The organism is Streptomyces sp. CAI-85, assembly GCF_013363615.1.
GTDB classification, from domain to species: Bacteria; Actinomycetota; Actinomycetes; order Streptomycetales; family Streptomycetaceae; genus Streptomyces; species Streptomyces antibioticus_B.
This window is the reverse complement of the sequence record NZ_JAANNX010000002.1, coordinates 264,464-284,443: the sequence shown is the minus strand read 5'-3', so window position 1 is coordinate 284,443 and position 19,980 is coordinate 264,464. Positions and strand designations below refer to the sequence as shown.

16 protein-coding genes and 2 pseudogenes are annotated in these 19,980 nt (G+C 73.3%); 9 read left to right on the top strand and 9 right to left on the bottom strand.

Features of this window, described 5'->3' with window-relative positions:
* The first annotated feature begins 76 nt into the window (after positions 1-76).
* The 5 genes and pseudogenes from G6W55_RS04235 to G6W55_RS04215 all read left to right on the top strand — a co-directional run.
* Complete coding sequence (locus G6W55_RS04235; RefSeq protein WP_175519403.1) at positions 77-1,294, top strand: NAD(P)/FAD-dependent oxidoreductase; 1,218 nt, start codon at positions 77-79, stop codon at positions 1,292-1,294.
* A gap of 152 nt (positions 1,295-1,446) precedes the next feature.
* Positions 1,447-2,991 (top strand): FAD-dependent oxidoreductase, encoded by a 1,545-nt coding sequence (locus G6W55_RS04230; RefSeq protein WP_175519402.1) that lies wholly within the window; start codon positions 1,447-1,449, stop codon positions 2,989-2,991.
* Between the two features lie 135 nt (positions 2,992-3,126).
* Positions 3,127-5,352, top strand: coding sequence for an acetate--CoA ligase family protein (locus G6W55_RS04225; protein ID WP_175519401.1), 2,226 nt, complete (start codon positions 3,127-3,129; stop codon positions 5,350-5,352).
* A pseudogene (locus tag G6W55_RS04220) lies at positions 5,343-5,561 on the top strand (enoyl-CoA hydratase/isomerase family protein); the annotation flags it as partial. The gene G6W55_RS04225 and the pseudogene G6W55_RS04220, both read left to right, overlap by 10 nt.
* Before the next feature lie 669 nt (positions 5,562-6,230).
* A pseudogene (locus G6W55_RS04215) lies at positions 6,231-6,797 on the top strand (enoyl-CoA hydratase/isomerase family protein); the annotation flags it as partial.
* A 12-nt stretch (positions 6,798-6,809) separates the two neighbouring features.
* On the opposite strand, the gene G6W55_RS04210 reads toward G6W55_RS04215, so the two are convergent.
* Positions 6,810-7,730 (bottom strand): hypothetical protein, encoded by a 921-nt coding sequence (locus G6W55_RS04210; protein WP_254876095.1) that lies wholly within the window; start codon positions 7,728-7,730, stop codon positions 6,810-6,812.
* Positions 7,731-7,797: 67 nt separating this feature from the next.
* On the opposite strand from G6W55_RS04210, the gene G6W55_RS04205 reads away from it, so the two are divergent.
* Positions 7,798-8,382 carry a flavin reductase family protein gene (locus tag G6W55_RS04205; protein ID WP_175519639.1) on the top strand — a complete coding sequence of 195 codons (585 nt, stop codon included), beginning with the start codon at positions 7,798-7,800 and terminating at the stop codon, positions 8,380-8,382.
* Between the two features lie 27 nt (positions 8,383-8,409).
* Here the strand turns inward: G6W55_RS04205 and G6W55_RS04200 are convergent, their stop codons facing one another.
* On the bottom strand, positions 8,410-9,726 hold the full coding sequence (locus tag G6W55_RS04200) for an MFS transporter (protein WP_309243624.1): 1,317 nt from the start codon (positions 9,724-9,726) through the stop codon (positions 8,410-8,412).
* 71 nt (positions 9,727-9,797) lie between these two features.
* On the opposite strand from G6W55_RS04200, the gene G6W55_RS04195 reads away from it, so the two are divergent.
* Complete coding sequence (locus G6W55_RS04195) at positions 9,798-10,817, top strand: GlxA family transcriptional regulator (protein ID WP_175519400.1); 1,020 nt, start codon at positions 9,798-9,800, stop codon at positions 10,815-10,817.
* 16 nt (positions 10,818-10,833) lie between these two features.
* Here the strand turns inward: G6W55_RS04195 and G6W55_RS04190 are convergent, their stop codons facing one another.
* Both G6W55_RS04190 and G6W55_RS04185 read right to left on the bottom strand, forming a co-directional pair.
* The gene (locus tag G6W55_RS04190; protein ID WP_175519399.1) at positions 10,834-11,460 is read right to left on the bottom strand and encodes a trans-aconitate 2-methyltransferase; all 627 of its coding nucleotides are present in this window, start codon (positions 11,458-11,460) and stop codon (positions 10,834-10,836) included.
* Positions 11,461-11,533: 73 nt separating this feature from the next.
* Positions 11,534-12,034, bottom strand: a complete 501-nt coding sequence (locus G6W55_RS04185; protein ID WP_217686488.1) for a hypothetical protein — start codon at positions 12,032-12,034, stop codon at positions 11,534-11,536.
* A gap of 322 nt (positions 12,035-12,356) precedes the next feature.
* Between G6W55_RS04185 and G6W55_RS04180 the strand changes: the two genes are divergently transcribed.
* Positions 12,357-13,130, top strand: a complete 774-nt coding sequence (locus G6W55_RS04180) for a DNA-binding transcriptional regulator (RefSeq protein ID WP_175519398.1) — start codon at positions 12,357-12,359, stop codon at positions 13,128-13,130.
* Between the two features lie 57 nt (positions 13,131-13,187).
* On the opposite strand, the gene G6W55_RS04175 is transcribed toward G6W55_RS04180, so the two are convergent.
* The 3 genes from G6W55_RS04175 to G6W55_RS04165 all read right to left on the bottom strand — a co-directional run bounded on the left by G6W55_RS04175 (position 13,188) and on the right by G6W55_RS04165 (position 16,371).
* Positions 13,188-14,237 carry a Zn-dependent alcohol dehydrogenase gene (locus tag G6W55_RS04175; RefSeq protein ID WP_175519397.1) on the bottom strand — a complete coding sequence of 350 codons (1,050 nt, stop codon included), beginning with the start codon at positions 14,235-14,237 and terminating at the stop codon, positions 13,188-13,190.
* Positions 14,237-15,379 (bottom strand): acyl-CoA dehydrogenase family protein, encoded by a 1,143-nt coding sequence (locus G6W55_RS04170; RefSeq protein WP_175519396.1) that lies wholly within the window; start codon positions 15,377-15,379, stop codon positions 14,237-14,239. The genes G6W55_RS04175 and G6W55_RS04170 overlap by 1 nt, the downstream gene beginning before the upstream one ends.
* A gap of 77 nt (positions 15,380-15,456) precedes the next feature.
* Positions 15,457-16,371: an SDR family oxidoreductase gene (locus G6W55_RS04165; RefSeq protein WP_175519395.1), complete on the bottom strand. Its 915-nt coding sequence runs from the start codon at positions 16,369-16,371 to the stop codon at positions 15,457-15,459.
* Between the two features lie 118 nt (positions 16,372-16,489).
* Here G6W55_RS04165 and G6W55_RS04160 point away from each other — a divergent pair, with 118 nt between their 5' ends.
* Positions 16,490-17,416 carry a cyclase family protein gene (locus G6W55_RS04160; RefSeq protein WP_175519394.1) on the top strand — a complete coding sequence of 309 codons (927 nt, stop codon included), beginning with the start codon at positions 16,490-16,492 and terminating at the stop codon, positions 17,414-17,416.
* Between the two features lie 394 nt (positions 17,417-17,810).
* Here G6W55_RS04160 and G6W55_RS04155 read toward each other — a convergent pair whose 3' ends face one another.
* Together G6W55_RS04155 and G6W55_RS04150 are read right to left on the bottom strand one after the other, a co-directional pair.
* Positions 17,811-18,338, bottom strand: a complete 528-nt coding sequence (locus tag G6W55_RS04155; protein WP_175519636.1) for an ATP-binding protein — start codon at positions 18,336-18,338, stop codon at positions 17,811-17,813.
* A 519-nt stretch (positions 18,339-18,857) separates the two neighbouring features.
* Positions 18,858-19,976, bottom strand: coding sequence for an acyl-CoA dehydrogenase family protein (locus G6W55_RS04150; protein ID WP_175519393.1), 1,119 nt, complete (start codon positions 19,974-19,976; stop codon positions 18,858-18,860).
* Positions 19,977-19,980 lie beyond the last annotated feature (4 nt).

The following is a 19,980-nucleotide window of genomic DNA, read 5'->3' as shown; positions in this document are numbered from 1 at the left end:
CAAGCGTGATCGATCCGCAACCAATTCCGGTCTTGACCGAGACCCATCAACCGCGCACGTGATTACGCTCGCGCTCATGGAAGACTCCGCACCGCCCGCGCCCGGCAACGGGCCCACCCCCGCTCCCGCGGCGACCACCGGCGCCGCTCCCGCCGCGAACCCCGCCGACCGCCCGGTCTACGTGGTCGGCGGCGGCCCCGGCGGACTCGCCGTCGCGCACGCCCTGCGCGCCCGGGGGATACGCGCGGTCGTGGTGGAGAAGGCCGAGGTCGGAGCGTCCTGGAGCCGCCACTACGACCGGCTGCGGCTGCACACCACCCGGCGGACGTCCGCCCTCCCCGGGCTGAAGATGCCCCGCCGCTTCGGGCGCTGGGCGAAGCGGGACGACGTGGTGCGGTACCTGGAGAAGTACGCCGAGGTCCATGAGCTGGAGATCATCACCGGCGTCGAGGTCTCCCGGATCGAGCGCTCGGCCGACGGCACCGGCTGGCTGCTGCACGGCACCGGCGGACGGGAGCTGACCGGCGCGGCGGTCGTCGTCGCCACCGGCTACAACCACACCCCGCACCTGCCGGACTGGCCGGGCCGCGAGACCTACGACGGCGACCTCGTGCACGCCGCCGCCTACCGCGACGGCACCCCGTACGCGGGCCGGGACGTGCTCGTCGTCGGCGTCGGCAACACCGGTGCCGAGATCGCCGTCGACCTGGTGGAGCACGGGGCGTCACGGGTGCGGCTGGCGGTCCGCACGGTCCCGCACATCGTGCGGCGCTCGACCGCCGGCTGGCCCGCCCAGTACAGCGGCATCCTGGTCCGGCGGCTGCCCGTCGGCCTGGTCGACCGGATCTGCCGGGTCATGGCGCTGACCCTGCCCGATCTCTCCGCGCAGGGGCTGCCGCGCCCCGACAGCGGGCTCTACACCCGGGCCCGGGAGGGTGCGATCCCGGTGCAGGACGTCGGTCTGATCGACGGGGTGCGCAAGGGCCGTATCGAGGTGGTCGCCGCCGTGGACGCCTTCGAGGAGGGCGGCAAGGTGCTCCTCGCGGACGGCACCCGGATCTCGCCGGACGCCGTGGTCGCCGCGACCGGTTACGTCCGTGCCCTGGAGCCTCTGGTCGGCCATCTCGGCGTGCTCGACGAGCGCGGGCTGCCCCTCGCGCACGGCCCGCAGGCGCCGAAGGACGCGCCCGGCCTGTACTTCACCGGGTTCACCACACCGATCAGCGGCACCCTGCGCGAGCTGGGCATCGACGCGGAACGGATCGCCAAGGCCGTGCGCCGGCAGTTCCGGTGAGGACCCGCGGCACCCAACTCCTTTAGCCCGCACCCCGCTTACTCGTGTGCCGAATGTGACGCGAGCGTTGTCCCGTGCCCGCGCGCGGAGCCAGAATGTGAGCCCTGTTCATCTTTCCGGCTCCGCCCGCCCCTCTCCTACGGAGGCCGCACGTGGCAAGTGAAGGACCGCACACGGCAAGTGGAAGACCGCACACCGCGAACGAAAGACCCCTCTCCCGCCGCTCCCTGCTCGGCCGCACCGCCGCCGTCACCGCCGTCGCCGCCGGCGCGACCGCCCTCACCGCGGCCTCCGCCGGTACGGCCGCCGCGGCCACCCGGGACGTGGACGTCGCGATCGTCGGCGCCGGTCTGGCCGGTCTCACCGCGGCCCGCGACCTGGTCGCCGCCGGGCGGACGGTCGCCGTCCTGGAGGCCCGCGGCCGCGTCGGCGGCCGGGTGCTCGGCCTCACCCTGCCGAACGGCGAAGTGACCGAGGGCGGCGGCGAGTTCATCGGCCCCACCCAGACCCGCATCAAGGCCCTCGCAGACTCCCTCGGCGTAGGGACCTTCGCCACCTACAACACCGGCAAGAACCTCCTCTACAAGGACGGCAAGAGGACCCCCTACGCCACCGACGGCCTGCTCGGCTCGGTCCCGCCGGTCGACGTCGCCGGTCTCGCCAACGCGGCCGCCGTACAGGCCGCGTTGGACGACATGGCCAGACAGGTGCCGGTGGACGCGCCCTGGACCGCGGCCAAGGCGGAGGAATGGGACCGGCAGACCTTCGAGACCTGGCTGCGCGCCAACGCCGTGATCCCGTCCGCCAAGTTCCTGCTGGACGTGGCCTGTACGTCGATCTTCTCGGCCGAGCCGCGTGAACTCTCCCTGCTGTTCGTGCTGTTCTACATCGCCGCCGCCGGAGAGCCCGGCACACCGGGCACGTTGGAGCGGCTGACCGAGACCGCGAACGGCGCCCAGGAACTGCGGTTCGCCGGCGGCTCGCAGCAGGTGCCGGAGAGGCTGGCCGCCGCGCTCGGCGACCGGGTGGTGCTGAACGCCCCGGTGCGCACGATCACCCGGTCCGGCGGCGGCTCGTACGTCGTGACGGCGGACGGCGTCACCGTCACGGCGAAGCGGGTCGTGGTCGCCGTACCCCCGCCGCTCGCGGCCCGGATCTCCTACGACCCGCTGCTGCCGGCCGCCCGGGACCAGCTCACCCAGCGGCTGCCGATGGCCTCGGTCGGCAAGGCGATCGCCGTCTACGACACCCCCTTCTGGCGGGCGGACGGCCTCAACGGCCAGGTGGTGAGCGACACCGGGGTGATCAGCTCCACCTTCGACAACTCCCCGCCGGACGCCTCCTTCGGCGCGCTGATGGGGTTCATCGAGGCCGACCGGATGCGCGAACTGGACGCGGCGGGCGAGGCGGAGGTCAGGGCGGCCGTCCTCAAGGACTACGTGACCTACTTCGGCGCGAAGGCCGCCTCCCCCACGGCGTTCGTCCTGCAACGCTGGAACAACGAGCGCTACACCCGGGGCGGCCCCGTCTCCATCGCCACGCCCGGCGTCCTGACCCGGTACGGGCGCGCCCTGCGTGAGCCGGTCGGCGGCATCCACTGGGCGGGGACGGAGACGTCCGTGCACTGGATGGGGTTCATGGACGGCGCGGTGCGGTCGGGCGAGCGGGTGGCGCGGGAGGTGCTGGCCGTCCTGTAGGGCAGCCCTCGCACCCGTTCGTCCTTTCTGTGTGCACACCCATTCCTGACACTCTGTCAGTTCTGTAATCTGACAGAGCGTCAGTTACTTGGCGGTCACAGTGCAGTCCCAGTCACACAGGAGCGGGGCGGACCGATGCTTGGATCAACCCACGGCACCCTCACCACCGACTCCCGCCGGGCCCGTGTCCTCGCCTGCGGCGAGCAGCCCGGTCCGGCCGTGCACGGGCGGCCGGCCGACACGGACGACCTGGACGTCAGCGGCCGTCCGCTGTACGCCGACACCCCCGATCTGGACCGGTTCTTCCGGCCCGGGTCGGTCGCGGTCGTCGGCGCCTCGGACACCGAGGGCCGCCCGAACACCGGCGTCACCCGGCAACTGGTGCGCTGGGCCGAGCGGGTGGGGGCCCGGCTGCACCCGGTGCATCCCACCCGCACCTCGGTCTTCGGCATCCCCTGCGTGCCCTCGGTGACCGAGCTGCCCGAACAGGTCGACGTGGCCGTGCTGTTGGTGGCCGATCCGCTGCCGGTGATCGAGCGGCTCGCGGAGGCGAAGGTGCGGTTCGTGGTCGTCTTCGCCTCCGGCTTCGCGGAGACCGGCGAGGCGGGCGCCGCCGCGCAGGCCCGGCTCACGGCGGCGGTGCGGCGCTCCGGGATGCGGCTGCTCGGGCCCAACACCAACCTCAACGCCTTCGAGTTGTTCCGCGACGACCTCAAGGGCCCCGCCATCGCCCTGATCACCCAGTCAGGGCACCAGGGCCGCCCGGTCTTCGCCCTCCAGGAGAACGGCGTCCGCCTCTCCCACTGGGCGCCGACCGGCAACGAGGCCGATCTGGAGACCGCCGACTTCCTCTCCTACTTCGCCGAACACGCCGACGTCGGCGCCATCGCCGCCTATGTCGAGGGTCTCAAGGACGGCCGCGCCTTCCTGCTCGCCGCCGACCGGGCCGCCCGGCGCGGGGTGCCGGTGGTCGCGGTGAAGGTCGGCCGCACCGAGACCGGAGCCCGCACCGCCGCCTCCCACACCGGGAAACTGACCGGCGCGGACGAGGTGGTGGACGCCGCGATGCGCCAGTTCGGGGTGATCCGCGTCGACGGTCTGGACGAACTCCAGGACACCGCCGCCCTGTTGGCGCGGGCCAGGCCGCCGCAGGCCGACGGGGTCGTCGTCTACTCGATCTCGGGCGGCACCGGCGCGCACGCGGCCGACCTCGCGACGGCGGCGGGGCTGCGGCTGCCGGTGTTCTCACCGGCCCGCCAGGCCGAACTGCACCAGTGGATCCCCGAGTACCTGAACGTGGCCAACCCGGTGGACAACGGCGGTCATCCGGTGGGCGACTGGCGCGGCCGGAGGATCATCGACACGATCCTCGCCGACCCGGCCGTGGGCGTCCTGATCTGTCCGATCACCGGCCCGTTCCCGCCGCTCAGCGACCGTCTCGTCCAGGATCTGGTGGACGCGGCCGAGCACACGGACAAGCTGGTGTGCGTGGTCTGGGGCTCCCCCGTGGGCACGGAATCCGCTTACCGGGACGTCCTGTTGGGCTCCTCGCGGGTGGCCACCTTCCGCACCCTCGCCAACTGCGTCGCCGCCGTCCGCGCCCATCTCGACCACCACCGCTTCGTCCGCGACTACCGCTCCCCCTTCGACCAGGCCCCGCGCACCCCGTCGCCGTCCTGCCGCAAGGCCCGGATGCTGATGCGGCCGGGCCATCAGCTCAGCGAGCACGCGGCGAAGCAGCTCCTGCGCGCGTACGGCATCCGGGTCCCGCGCGAGCAGCTCGTCACCAGCGCGGCGGCGGCCGTCCGGGCGGCGGGGCTGGTCGGCTACCCGGTGGTGATGAAGGCGTCCGGCGGCCAGATCGCCCACAAGACCGAACTGGGCCTGGTGAAGATCGGTCTGACCTCGGCCAGCCAGGTCCGCGACGCCTACCGCGAGCTGACCGACATCGCCCGCTACGAGGACGTCGGCCTGGACGGCGTCCTGGTCTGCCAGATGGTCGAGCGGGGCGTGGAGATGTTCGTCGGCGTCACCCACGACGACCTGTTCGGGCCGACGGTGACGGTCGGGCTGGGCGGGGTGCTGGTGGAGGTCCTGCGGGACACCGCGGTGCGCGTGCCGCCGTTCGGCGAGGACCAGGCCCGCGCGATGGCGGCCGAACTGCGCGGCCGGGCCCTGCTGGACGGCGTCCGCGGCCGTCCCCCGGCCGATCTGGACGCCCTGGTGGAGGTGATCCTGCGGGTGCAGCGGATGGCGCTGGAGCTGGGCGACGACCTCGCCGAGCTCGACATCAACCCGCTGATGGTGCTGCCCCGGGGGCAGGGCGCGGTGGCGCTGGACGCGCTGGTGGTGTGCCGGTGACGCGGCCCGGCCCCGGGATCCTGGTCACGGTGGACGGCCATGTCACCCGCCTCACCCTCGACCGGCCCGAGGCCCTCAACGCCCTCACCCCCGCCCTGCGCGACGAGCTGATCGCGCTCCTCGCCGACGCCTCCGCCGATCCGGACGTCCACGCGGTGATCCTCACAGGAACCGGCCGCGGCTTCTGCGCGGGCGCCGATCTGCGGGGCGGGGCGGGGGCGGGTGCGGGTGAGCGGGGGGCCGGGAGGCGCTTGGCCGAGGAGCGGGGAGCCGGAGGGCGCTTGGCCGGGGGGCGGGGGGCTGGAGAGCGCGTGGGCGAGGAGCGCGGGGGCGGAGAGCGGAGAGCCGGGGAGCCCGCGGCCGAGGAGCGCGGGGCCGAGCAGCGCGGGGCCGAGCAGCGCGGGGCCGAGCAGCGCGGGGCCGAGCAGCGCGTGAGCGGAGAGCGGAGGGCCGGGGAGCGGAGGGCCGGGGAGCGGAGGGCCGGGGAGCCCGTGGCCGAGGAACGCGGGGCCCGAGAGCGCGTGGCCGAGGAACGCGTGGGCCAGCAGCGGGAGACCGGAGAGCGCGTGGCCGAGCAGCGGGGAGCCCGAGAGCGCGTGGCCGAGCAGCGCGTGGGCGGAGAGCGGAAGGCCGGGGAGCCCATGGCCGAGGAGCCCGTGGCCGAACAGCGCGTGGCCGGGGAGCCCGTGGCCGAGGAGCCCGTAGCCGAACAGCACGTGGGCGGAGAGCGGAAGGCCGGGGAGCCCATGGCCGAGCAGCGCGGCGCCGGAGAGCCCGTAACCGAACAGCACCCGGCCGCACAGCACGGCGCCGGGGAACCCGTAACCAAACAGCACGTGGCCGGGGAGCGAAAGGTCGGGGAGCCCGTGGCCGAACAGCGCCTGGCCGGGGACGTGGCCCGCACGCTCCGACTGGGCGCCCAGCGGCTGATCTCCGCCGTCCTCGACTGCGAGAAGCCGGTGATCGCCGCCGTGAACGGCACGGCGGCCGGGCTCGGCGTGCATCTCGCGCTCGCCTGCGATCTGGTACTGGCCGCCGAATCGGCGCGTTTCATCGAGGTGTTCGTGCGCAGGGGCCTGGTCCCGGACGGCGGCGGCGCCTATCTGCTGCCCCGGCTGATCGGCCCGCAGCGCGCCAAGGAGCTGATGTTCTTCGGCGACGCGCTCACCGCGGCGGACGCCGAACGCCTCGGCCTGGTCAACCGGGTCGTCCCGGACGCCGACCTGCCCAAGACCGCCCACGACTGGGCCGCCCGGCTCGCCGCCGGCCCGACCCGCACCCTGGCCCTGACCAAGCAGCTCGTCAACGCCTCCCTCGACACCGACCGCGCCACCGCCTTCGCGGCCGAGGCCGCCGCCCAGGAGATCAACATGACGACGGCGGACGCCCGGGAGGGCGTGGCGAGCTTCGTGGAACGGCGCGAGGCCCGCTTCCGGGGCCGCTGACCCCGGCGGACTTCAGGACGACGCCCGCTCCAGGATCCGTACGTCCCCCGCGTCCGGATCGCCCAGCACCGCGAAGAGTTCGGGGGCCCGGTCCGTGCCGCTGATCGTCCAGGTCAGCTCGTCGCCGCAGCCGCTGCCGGTGCCGCTGCCCGCGGCGATCCGCAGGACGACGGCGTCCCGGCGGGCGTGGTCGTCGGCCCGGCCGAGCGCCCACGTGCCGGTGCCCTCGCAGACGATCACCTCGCCGTAGGAGCCGGGCTCGTCCGCCGGGATCCCCGTCAGCTCGGCCCGGCCGCCGGGCCGCAGCAGCAGCTCCGCGCCGTCCGCGCCGCGCCAGACGCCGGCGAGCCGGTCGGCGGACAGCTCGGGCGGCTCGTACTCCTCGATCAGGCCGGTGGCCGTGGCGAGGAGGCCGCCCAGCACGGTGAGCACGGACAGCGCGACGGAGGCGGCCCCCGCCCGCCACCAGATGCCCCAGGTTCCCCGGGGACGCCGCCGCGTCCGGTGCACGGCGAGGACGGGCAGGACACCGAGCGCCGTAAGCGCCCCTGCGGTGGTGCCGAACGGCAGTCCCCACAGGGCGGCCGCCACGCCGGCCCACGCCACCGCGACCAGCGCCGTGCCCAGCAGGTGCCGTACCCACTCGGGCCAGGGCAGGGGGCGCAGCGCGGTGCGGGCGAGGGTGAGGGCGGGGAGGGTCTGCGCGCAGGCGTGCGCCAGGCCCAGGAACGGCAGGTACAGGGGCGCGAAGACCGTCAGGCAGGCCAGTCCCCAGGTGGGGCCCATGAGGCCGTAGTCCTCGGTGTCCAGCCGCTGGAACCACCACAGCAGGATGACCACGGGGAGCTGTGCCGCCCCGGCCGCCGCGGCGGCGGACTGCACGCCTTTCCCCCAGCTCAGACCCGTCTTCGTACGCACGTTCTCCCACCCCATGGGCGGCAGCGTACGTGATGCACACCCCTTCCGATCTGACGCTCTGTCAGTTTCAATGGGCGGTGTGATGGGACACGCGGGGATGGCGGCGGCGGCCGTCCGGTATCTGCGGGCACGGCCGGTCGAGGCGCTGCCCCGGCCCGAGCTGCGCTGCGTGCGCGACGACGAGCGCGCGCCGGTGGACCGGGCGGAGTTCCGGCGCGTGCTGGGGGCGTTCGCCTCGGGCGTCACCGTGATCACCGCCCCGGCGGGCGACGGCGAGCCGGGCCCCGCCGGGTTCGCCTGCCAGTCCTTCTCGTCCCTGTCCCTGGACCCGCCGCTGGTCGCCTTCATGGTCGGCCGTACGTCGACGACCTGGCCGCGCATCGCCCGCGCGGGCGTGTTCTGCGTCAACGTGCTGGGCGCGGACCAGGCCGCCCTGTGCCGGGCCTTCGCGGTGAGCGGCGCGGACAAGTTCGCCGGGGTCCGCCACGACCCCGCGCCCGTCTCCGGCGCGCCGCGCCTGGCCGGTGCCCTCGCCTGGATCGACTGCGCGGTCCACGCGGTCCACACCGGCGGCGACCATCTGATCGTGGTGGGCCGGGTGACCGCGCTCGGCACGACGGCCGACGAGGAACCGCCACTGCTGTTCCACCGGGGGCGGTTCCTCTGAGGCCCTGGGCGGACCACGTCTGAGGCCCTAGGCGGGCAGGGCGCCCGTGGGCACGGGAGCCGCCGGGCGGCGTCGGATCACCAGGGCCATCAGGGCCGCCGCCGCGCACAGCGCGCCCGAGGCGTACCAGACGACGTCGTAGGAGCCGAAGGTGTCGCGGGCGACGCCGCCCAGGAAGGCCACGAGCGCGGCGCCGACCTGGTGGGAGGCGAGGACCCAGCCGAAGACGATGGCGCTGTCCTCGCCGTACTGCTCCCGGCACAGGGCCAGGGTGGGCGGGACGGTGGCGACCCAGTCGAGGCCGTAGAAGACGATGAAGAAGATCATCGGCGGGTGGACCGAGGGGGCCAGGAGGAGGGGGAGGAAGAGGAGCGAGACGCCGCGCAGGGCGTAGTACACGGCGAGCAGACGGCGCGGTTCGAAGCGGTCGGTGAACCAGCCGGATGCGATCGTGCCGACGACGTCGAACACCCCGATGACCGCGAGCAGCGAGGCCGCCGCGGTGATCGGCATGCCGTGGTCGTGGGCGGCCGGCACGAAGTGCGTCTGGATCAGGCCGTTGGTGGACGCGCCGCAGATCGCGAAGGTCCCGGCGAGCAGCCAGAACGGGCCGGTGCGAACGGCCTTCAGCAGGACGGTGACCGTGCGGCGGGCGGCGCCCGTCACCGGCGGCGGCTTCTCCACGAACTCCTTCGCCCCGTACGGCGCGACGCCGATGTCGGCCGGGTGGTCGCGCAGCAGCAGCCAGACGAAGGGGACGACGGCGAGGGCGGCCAGCGCGACGGTGACGGCCGCCGGACGCCACTCGTACCGGGTGACGATCCAGGACAGCAGCGGCAGGAAGATGAGTTGGCCGGAGGCGGAGGCCGCGGTGAGGATGCCGCTGACCAGGCCCCGGCGCTCGGTGAACCAGCGGTTGGTGACCGTCGCGGCGAAGGCCAGCGCCATCGAACCGGAGCCGAGGCCGACCAGCAGGCCCCAGCAGAGCAGGAGTTGCCAGGCGGCCGTCATCCACACGGTGAGGCCCGAGCCGACGGCGATCACGGTCAGCGCGACGGCGACCACCCGGCGGATGCCGTACCGGTCCATCAGCGCGGCCGCGAACGGCGCGGTGAGCCCGTACAGCGCGAGGTTGATGGAGACGGCCGCGCCGATCGTGCCGCGCGACCAGCCGAACTCCTGGTGCAGCGGGTCGATGAGGAGGCTCGGCAGCGAACGGAAGGCGGCCGCGCCGATGATCGTGACGAAGGTGACGGCGGCGACGAACCACGCGCGGTGGATCCGGGCCGCCTTCTTCGGGGACCGCGCCCCGGCCGGGGCGGGCACTTCGCTTATCTGGGACACGCCGTACAGACTCCAACATCCATGCACCTTCAACTAGTGGCCCGAGGGTCAGCATTCGCTAGGATCGGGCCATGCCGCAGGAAGCCGTTCCGGCCGCCCACCACCCGCACCGCGTCGTCGTGCTCGCCCTCGACGGGCTGATCCCCTTCGAGCTGGGCATCCCGCACCGCATCTTCGGCCGCCCCAAGGACGCCGAGGGGCGACCGCTGTACGAGGTCGTGACCTGCTCGGTCCGGCCGCCGGGGCCGGTCGCGACGGACGCCGACTTCGCCCTGATGGTCGACCACGGCCCCGAGACGCTCGCCACCGCCGACACGGTGGTGGTCCCCGCCTCCTACGAGCTGGGCCCGGTCTTCGAGCGGGGCGTGCTCACCGAGGAGCTGGCCGCCGCCCTGGCCCACATCCGCCCGGGCACCCGCCTCACCTCCATCTGCACGGGCGTGTACGTGCTGGCCGCCGCCGGTTTCCTCGACGGCCGCCGCGCGACCACGCACTGGGCCGAGGCCGACCACATGCAGAAGCTCTTCCCGCGCGTGCGCGTCGACCCGGACGTGCTGTTCGTCGACGACGGGGACGTGCTGACCTCGGCCGGCGTGGCCGCCGGGATCGACCTGTGCCTGCACATCCTGCGCCGCGACCACGGCACCGCCGTCGCCAACCACGTGGCCCGCTACACCGTCGTCCCGCCGCACCGCGACGGCGGACAGGCCCAGTACATCGCCCGGCCGGTGCCCGACCCCCAGCAGTCGAGCACGGCCTCGGCGCGGGCCTGGGCACTGGCCCGGCTGCACGAGCCGATCCAACTGCGGGACATGGCCGCCCAGGAGTCCATGTCGGTCCGCACCTTCACCCGCCGCTTCCGCGAGGAGGCCGGTGTCAGCCCCGGCCAGTGGCTCACCCAGCAGCGGGTGGAACGGGCCCGCCACCTCCTCGAGTCCAGCGCCCTCTCCGTCGACCGCATCGCCCACGACGCCGGCTTCGGCACGGCCCAGTCCATGCGCCAACACCTCCAGACAGCCCTGGGGGTGACCCCTACGGCCTACCGCCGGACGTTCCGCACGGAGCGGGAGGAAACGACCGAGAGCGCCTGAGGGGGCGTGGAGGGTGTCACGCCGAGGCGCGGACGAGCATCGTGCCGACGGTCCGTCCCTCCGGCGGGTCGATCACAGACACGCCCACGCCGGAGAAGCCGTGCCCCGTCAGGATGCGCCGCCACTCGTCCGGGGTGCGGTCGTACCGCGGTCCGGCTCCGGCGGGCCTGGGCCCCCGGCCGCCCGGAGGCAGATGCGAGAAGGCCAGCATCCCGCCCGGTGCCAAGCGTGAGCGGATCAGCGGGAGCAGGATGTCCGGGTCAACGAACCACACGGCGCCGAAGATCGAGAGCACGACGTCGAACGTCTCGCCCGTCTCCCTCAGAAACGCCGTCGCCTCCGCCGTACGGAACTCGAGCCCCGGCAGATGCCCCCAGCGCTCCACCGCGCCCGCCTCCCGCGCGGGGGCGACGTCCACGCCTCGCCCTGTCGCACCCAGCGTCACGAGATGCGCGAGATTACTGCCGCTCCCCGACCCCAACTCCAGTACCCGACGCCCCGCCACGGCCCCCAAAACTCCCTCGTCGGGCCCGTGATCGGCGTACTGCGTCCAGTTCAACCAGGTCGCATCCCCCTTGGCATTCACGGCTCTGCGCGGCTTGCTCCCGACCGCGTACCTCTCCCAGGACTCGGCCAATGACATGCGGTGATCCTTTCCGGCAGGAGGGGCCCACCCAACTTACGGAGGCGGGCCCCAACTCACCCTCCGCTCACTCCTACTTGGGCGAGTCGTGGCACCCGGCGTGGCACTGATTGCAGTCGGCCGCCTCCGCCATGCCCCACAGGTCGGGCTCGATCTCGAACCCGGCCACCCTGATGGCCTTGATCGTCTGTTCCAGGACGAGCGGGCCGCCGGTCTTGAGGTCGTGGCCGTCCAGCGACGCCTTGTCGTCACCGACGCGCTGAACGCCGGACGCCGCCCCCGGAAGTTCCGGCACGTGGTGGATGTACCGGCCGAAGTGCCGACTGGTGAAGTGGTGGTACGGAATCGAGTCGAGCATGAACGAGTGCCATGCCTCGTCCACCTGCTTGGACGGGCCCATGAGAAGGCCCGGGTTCTCACCGCACGTGACCAGGTAGGCGATGGCCTGTCCGAACTTGGCCTCCGCGAGTTCGCGTGTGTTCTCCGGGTTGCGGAGGAGGAGAGCCACCTCCCGCTCCCACACGTCCGGGGTGACGTACGCCTTCGGGTCGCGGATCACTAGTGCCGTGCTCATGCTGGCTTACCTCCACGTGGTTCGGGGGTCCGTGGTACTCCGGTCATGCCGCCCACCCCTGCATTTGGGGCACGAGCACGGCGGCATCAGGCCGGTGGCAAGGGGTTCTCCGCCCTCACCCTCGTACAGGGATCGCGACTCGGTCCGAGTGCCGTCGACTCTCACCGTGTATGCGCTGATACGGATGGACATGACGACCATGTTCCGGATCGATCACGACCATCGCGGCGACGTTCGAGGCGTCCCTCGGGGGTCGGGTCGACGTCACCCGGAGGGCGTCAAACCGGTGTCATTGGAGACGTGACGTAGCTACTCTCGGTTCATGACGACTGCGGCTGAGCGTGGACGAACCCCCAATGACGTGCTGGCGTCCGTGCGCAAGTCGATGAACCTCAGTCAGGACGAGTTCGCCCGGGGCTTACGTGACGTGGGCGAGGAGCTGGGGGAACCGAACGACGCCTCCAAGCGGCTCGTGCAACGCTGGGAGTCCGGGGAGACCAGGACCTGCCGCCCGCTCTATGCGCGGGCGCTGAAGCGGTTCACCGGCCGTGCTCCCGAGTCGCTGGGGTTCGCGATCCCGATGGCACGCGTCCACTCGGACGGGGCAGGAGGCCACGACATGGAGACCGGGGAGGTCGGCACAGCCGACGCTGCCACGAGCCCGCAGCCGGAGCTGCGGAGCGACTACGGGGGCATCTGGCTGTCCCGGTACGAGTTCTACTCGTCCAGCCGGGACCAGACGTTCGACTGCAAGCACCACGTCGTGATCGTCCAGCACGGCAACCGGCTGACGGCTCAGAGCCTGCCCGGAGCATCGACCAACCCGGACAGCCCGCTGTCTCTGGATCTCACCGTCGACCGGAACGTCGTCACCGGTACCTGGACCGAGCAGACGGCGGCCGACGGGTACTACCAGGGCGCCCGGTACCACGGTGCGATCCAACTGCTCACCGAGCCGACGGGTCGGCGTATGGCAGGCAAGTGGGTCGGGTTCGGCAAGGACTTCGATGTGAACACGGGCCCGTGGGAACTGCGCCTGCTCGACCGATCGACAGGCCGCGCGAGCATCGAGCGGTACGCGACCACACCGGAGTGAGGTGCGGAGCACCTCCAGACGGCACTGAGGGTGACCCCGACTACGAACGCGCCGTCGTCAGAACGTGAGCACCCCCCGGGCCACCCGGCCCGCCTCCGCGTCCTCGGCTGCTTCTTCGAAGTCCTCCACCGGGTAGGTGCGGGTGACGAGTTCGTCGAGGAGGAGGCGGCCCTCGGTGTAGAGGGTGGCGTAGAGGGCGATGTCGTGCTGGGGGCGGGAGGCGCCGTAGCGGCAGCCGAGGATGGACTTGTCCAGGAAGAGGGAGGAGACGACGAAGGACGCCTCCGCGGTCGCTGCCGGCATTCCGAGCAGCACCGCCTGTCCGTGCCGGTCGAGGAGATCGATGGCCGCGCGGACCAGTTCCACCCGGCCCACGCACTCGAAGACATGGTCCGCGCCCGTCGGCAGCACCTCCCGTACGCCGTCCACCGAGGTCAGGAAGTGCGTGGCCCCGAACCGGCGGGCCACCTCCTCCTTGGCCGGGTTGGCGTCCACGGCGACGATCCGCAGCGCGCCCGCGAGCCGCGCGCCCTGGAGGACGTTCAGCCCGATGCCGCCCGTGCCGATGACGACGACGCTCTCGCCGAAGCCCACCCGGGCCCGGTTGAGCACCGCGCCGACCCCGGTCAGCACCCCGCAGCCGATCAGCGCGGCGGAGGTCAGCGGTATGTCGTTCGGTATCCGCACCGCCTGGACCGCCTTGACGACCGTCCGCTCGGCGAAGGCGGAGGTGGAGGCGAACTGGTGCACCGGGCGCCCCGCGCGCGTGAACGGCCGCCCCGGGCGCCCGATGGCCCTTCGGCACATCGTCGGCCGTCCCCGGTCGCACTCGGCGCAGGCCCCGCAGCTCGCCAGCGTGGACAGTGCCACATGGTCACCGGGCCGGACATGGGTGACCCCGGCCCCGACCTCCGCCACGACCCCGGCGCCCTCGTGCCCGAGGACCACCGGCGCGGGGAACGGGATCGTCCCGTCGATCACCGACAGGTCGCTGTGGCACAGCCCGGCCGCCGCGACCGCCACGAGCACCTCCCCTGGCCCCGGCTCCCGCACCTGGAGGTCGTCGACGACCCCGGCCCGTTTCCCGTCGAACAGCACCCCTCGCATCAGACGACCCCCTTGCGCTCTCTCGGCAGGCCGAGCACCCGCTCGGCGATGATCGTGCGCTGGATCTGGTCCGAGCCGCCGTAGATCGTGTCGGCCCGGGAGAACAGGAACAGCCGCTGCGCCTCGTCCAGTTCGTACGGCGCCGAGGGCGACCAGTCCGAGGGGCCCGCGCTCGCCGGTGCGCCCCGCACCCCCACCGCGGCCTCCCCGAGCCGCTGGTGCCAGCCGGCCCACAGCAGCTTGGCGACACTGGGCGCGCCCGGCCCGCCGGAACCGCCCAGCGTCCGCAACGCGTTCCACCGCATGGTCCGCAGCTCGGCCCACAGCCCGACCAGCCGTTCCCGCGTCACCGGGTCGTCGGCCGCCCCGGACTCCACGGCGGCCCGGATCACCCGCCCCAACTCCTCGGCGAACCCGATCTGCTGGGCGAGCGTCGACACCCCCCGCTCGAAGCCGAGCAGGCTCATCGCGACCCGCCAGCCGTCCCCCTCCGCGCCGACCACGTGCGCGGCGCGCGCCCCGTCGAAGAAGACCTCGTTGAAGTCGCCGGCGCCGGTGAGCTGGCGGATCGGCCGCACCTCGATACGGCCCGGCTGGTCCATCGGCACCAGCAGGAAGGTCAGCCCCCGGTGCCGCGTCGACTCCGGATCGCTGCGGGCCAGCACGAAGCACCAGTCGGCCTCATGGGCGAGGGAGGTCCAGATCTTCTGGCCGGTCACCCGGAACCCGTCGGCCGACCGCTCCGCCCGGGTGCGCACCCCGGCCAGGTCCGAGCCCGCGCCGGGCTCGCTGTACCCCTGGCACCACAGCTCCGCACCCGCCGCGATCGGCGGCAGGAACCGGTCCTTCTGCTCCGCCGAGCCGTGGGCGAGCAGGGTCGGCGCGAGGAGGTTCTCCCCGATGTGCCCGGAGCGCGCCGGGGCCGCCGAGCGCGCGTACTCCTCGGCCCAGGCGACCTGTTGGGTGAGGGTGGCGGTCCGGTTGCCGTACCCGCCCTCCCGCCAGCCCAGGCCGATCCATCCCGCGGCGCCGAGCGTCCGCTCCCAGCCCCACCGGTCCGAGGCCCCCGGCGCGTGCTCGGCGAGCCAGGCACGCGCCTCGGCACGAAAGCCGTCGTCCACCGCATCGAACCCGAAATCCACGTGCACCTCCCTGAGCGAACGGCACCCACACCCGCATGTCCGGCCACACACCCCGCACCCACCCCGGGCACGGGACCTCACCCGTTGGGCCGCGCCCCCTCCGCCGCCGCCCGCCGCATCTCCTCCAGCCGCTCCAGCATCGGCATCGGATCCGTCCCCACCGACCCCGGCAGCGCCTCGGCGATCCGCTCCGGAGTCCACGCGCCCTGTTCCGCGTAGGCCGCCCGCAGCTCCCGCGGCTGGGCCCACACGGCGATCTTCGCACCGGCGACCGTGTAGACCTGTCCGGTTATCCCCAGCTCGGCCGCGCGGTCGGACAAAAGGTAAATCACCATGGCGGCGACGTCCTCCGGCTCGCCGATCTCCGCCAGCTCCGTCGGCACCCCCGCCGACATCCGGGTCCGCGCCACCGGCGCCACCGCGTTCGCCGTCACCCCGTACCGGTGCAGACCGAGCGCCGCGCTGCGCACCAGCGAGATGATCCCGCCCTTCGCCGCGCTGTAGTTGGCCTGCGACACCGACCCCTGATGGTTGCCGCTGGTGAAGCCGATCAGCCTGCCCGAGCCCTGCCGGCGCATCACCGCGGCGGCCGCCCGGAAGACCGTGAACGTGCCCTTGAGATGGGTGGCGACGACCGGGTCCCACTCCTCCTCGGTCATGTTGAACAGCATCCGCTCGCGCAGGATCCCGGCGACGCACACCGCCCCGTCGAGCCGTCCGAACGCCTCCAGGGCGGTGTCCACGACCCGCTGCCCGCCCGCCATCGTGGAGATGTCGTCGGCGACGGCGACGGCCTGTCCGCCGGCCGCCTCGATCTCCTTGACGACGGCTTCGGCGACCTCGCTCGCGGGCGAACCCCCGTCCACGGCCACGCCGTAGTCGTTGACGACGACCCGCGCACCCTCGGCCGCCGCGGCCAGCGCGACCGCCCGCCCGATGCCGCGCCCCGCGCCGGTGACGGCTATGACCCTGCCGGCCAAGAAGTTCCCCACGCCTCTCCCCTTCCAGCGGTTTCTGACGGACGGTTAGATGCTCTCGGAACCGTATCTGACGGTCCGTTAGATTCTACGTCCCGCCGGACGGGCGAGGACAAGCCCCGGGAGGCACCGGATGGCACTGCCGAAGGAGTTCCACGACATCGCCGGGCGCGTCCGCAACTGGGGGCGCTGGGGCGCCGACGACGAGATCGGCACCCTGAACCTGATCACCGACGAGGTGGTGCGCCGGGCCGCCGCCGAGGTCCGCACCGGCCGCCGGGTGCCGCTGGCGCTGCCGCTGCGCGAGGACGGCGTGCAGACCGGGCTGATCCCGGGGCGGATCAACCCGCTGCACACGATGGTGCAGATCAACCAGGAGATCTTCGGCCCCGGCACGGTGGCGTGCAGCGACGACGCCGTGACGATGGGCCTCCAGGCGGGCACCCACTGGGACGCGCTGACCCATGTCTCGCACTCCGGGACGCTCTACAACGGCCGTCCCGCGCACACCGTCACCGCGCACGGCGGCGCCGAGTTCAGCGGGATCGGCACGGCGCGGCACGTCGTCTCGCGCGGGGTGCTGCTGGACGTGGCCCGCGCGCGGGGCGTCGACCGGCTGCCCGGCGGGCACGCGGTCACCCCGGAGGACCTGGCGGCGGCGGAGGAACTGGCGGGCACACGCGTGCGTACCGGTGACGTCGTGCTCGTACGGACCGGGCAGATCCAGCTCTACCTGGCCGGCGACAAGCACGGGTACGGCTTTCCCTCGCCGGGTCTGTCGATCCGTACGCCGGAGTGGTTCCACGCGCGGGACGTGGCCGCCGTCGCCAACGACACGCTCACGTTCGAGATCTTCCCGCCGGAGATCGAGGACCTGTGGCTGCCGGTGCACGCGCTCGACCTGGTCGAGATGGGGATGCTCCAGGGCCAGAACTGGAATCTCGAAGAGTTGTCCACAGCCTGTGGAGAAGCGGGCCGGTACGCGTTCCTGCTGTCGGCCATGCCCGAGCCGTTCGTGGGCGGCACGGGCACGCCGGTGGCCCCCGTAGCCGTCCTGTAGCCGCCCCGCGAGACCCCGGACGGCCCCAGACGGCCCCGGACGGCGGCGCTCGGCTGCCCGCCCCGAGCACGGCACCGCGCGCCGCCGTCCCACCCCGGCGTACCGGCACCGGTTCCCCTCAGGCCCCGAGGGAGCCGACGCCGTGTCACGACCCGCGCTCGGCGAGGGACTCCGTCACCGAGACCCTTGCCGTCCCCTCACGGCGAATCGCTGCCACAAGCGTGATCAAACGGACAGGGCCCGTCAACACCTGGAAGGGGATTTATCACTTACGCCCGATGCGTCACGGCGCGCACGGAAGCACGTCCGGGGCGCACCGCGACCGCTCCCGACCGGACGACAGCGCTTTCTGCGACCGTGCACCACCGTGCACCACCCCAGACACCGTCACCGGTCACACCACCTCGAAGGCGAACCCCTCGTAGGCCGACGCGTGACAGACCGCGCCGCCGTGGCCCGCCATGCTCCCGTGGTCGTCCAGGGGCCCGCGGTCCGCCGTACCGCCCCGCTCGGCCGTCTCCTCGTACGGCCGCGCGCAGCGGTCCAGTTCGCACCAGATCCGCTTGCCGCCGCCCTCGACGCTCCAGCCCCAGCGGTCCGCGAGGCCGTCGACGAGGGCGAGGCCGCGCCCGTTGGTGGCCTCGTCGCCCGCGCAGCGGGGCACGGGGGCCCGCTCGCTGCTGTCGGCCACCTCCAGGCGGACGGTGGCCTCTCCGTCGCCGTCGTGGCCGGGCAGGGACAGCCGGAGCACGGCCGGACGCCCGGTGTGCAGCACGGCGTTGGTGACGAGTTCGGAGATGAGCAGGATCAGGGTCTCGGCGAGCGGTTCGTCGGGCCCTATCCCGGACCCGGCGAGGCGCGAACGGGCCCACCTGCGGGCGCGCCCCACCTCAGCGGGGTCGGGCCGGATCTCCAGTTGCACTTGAAGCACCTGCACCGCTCACACCATCCGAACCGGCGGACACATGGCCGTGCGCCACGCAAGCCACGCGAGTCGCGGGCGCACCATGACGACGAGAGCCACGATCGTAGCCATTTTCTGCATGGCCAGAACAACGGCCAGAGGCAAGGTGACGGAACGTGAATCCCTTACGAGACAGCTTGGTTGACGGACAGTCACCTCAACAAGCGCTTCGGGCATATTCCAGCGCGAAGGATTACTCGTGCGGCATACTGTGCGACGCTCGCCCAGGGGAGTCGAACAGGCGCGGTCCCGCCGCCCGTCGACCCTGCGAGTGGCGGCGCGCACCGCCGGATCCGGCTCCGCCCCGGGGGCGTGGCCGGCATGGCTCGTGCCGAGAACCACTCGCATCCCACAGAAGGTACCGGAGCACCCCGCCGACTCCGGGCCGTGACGGGTCACGCATCGGACACAACCCGATATCGACGCTCAGTGATTCCGGTATGCCACAATCCGCGACATCCGTACGGCCGGGTTCCGCTACCGGCCCGCACCGGACAGCAGTTCGCGCGCGAGGAGTTCCTCGGCGTCCGCGCCGCCCCCCGCGCGACGGGCGCGCACCCAGGCCCGTTTCAGCAGCAGATGGACGTCCGCCTCCCAGGTGAACCCCATGCCGCCGTACACCTGGAGGCAGTCACGGGCGCCCCGTACGGCCCCCTCGTCGGCCAGCAGACGGGCCGCCGCGATGTCGGCGGGGTCCGCGGTCACGGCGGCCGCGTAGAGGGCCGCACGGGCCGTCTCGACGCGCGCCAGCAGGTCCGCGCACAGATGCTGGACCGCCTGGAAGGACCCGATCGGGCGCCCGAACTGCTCGCGGGTCCGCGCGTGTTCCACGGCCAGCTCGCACGCGCGCGTGGCCGTGCCGAGCTGCTCGGCCGCCGTGAGGAGGACGGCGACGGGGTCCGGGGCGCCCCGCGCGCGCACCCGGTGCAGCGGCGTCAACGGGTCCACCGAGCGCAGCGCCACGGCCTCCCCGGGACGGGGACCGGAACCCTCGGCCTCCCCAGGACCGTCCTGCCCCTCGGCCTCCCCAGGGCCGGGCGGCACGTCGGCCTCCCCAGGGCCGGACGGCACGTCGGCCTCCCCAGGGCCGGGCGGCATGTCGGCTTCCCCAGGACCGGACGGCCCCTCGCCTTCCCCAGGACCAGGCGGCCCCCCGGCTTTCCCGACACCGGGCGGCCCCCCGGCTTCCCCGGGACCGGGCGGCCACCCCTCGCCCTCCCCCAGGACGACGTCCGCCGCGTCCCGCCACTCCAGCAGTCCGCCGCCGTCGGCGGCCGCCACGACCGTCGCCCCCTCGGCCGCGCCGGGTACGGTCCCGGCGGCGAGGTGGGTGGCGATCAGGGGCCCGGGCAGCAGCACCCGGCCGGCCTCCTCGAACAGCAACACGGCCTCCGGCAGCCCGAGTCCGACCCCGCCCTCCGCCTCGGGCAGCCGTAGCGCGAAGAACCCGGCCGCGCCCAGCTCCCGCCACAGCGCCCGGTCCAGGCCGGGCCGTCCGACGGCGGCCCGCAGCGCCTCCCGGTCGAACCGCCGCGCCAGCAGTTCACGTACCCCGGCCCGCAACGCAAGCTGGTCGTCGCTCAGTTGGAAACGCATGTCA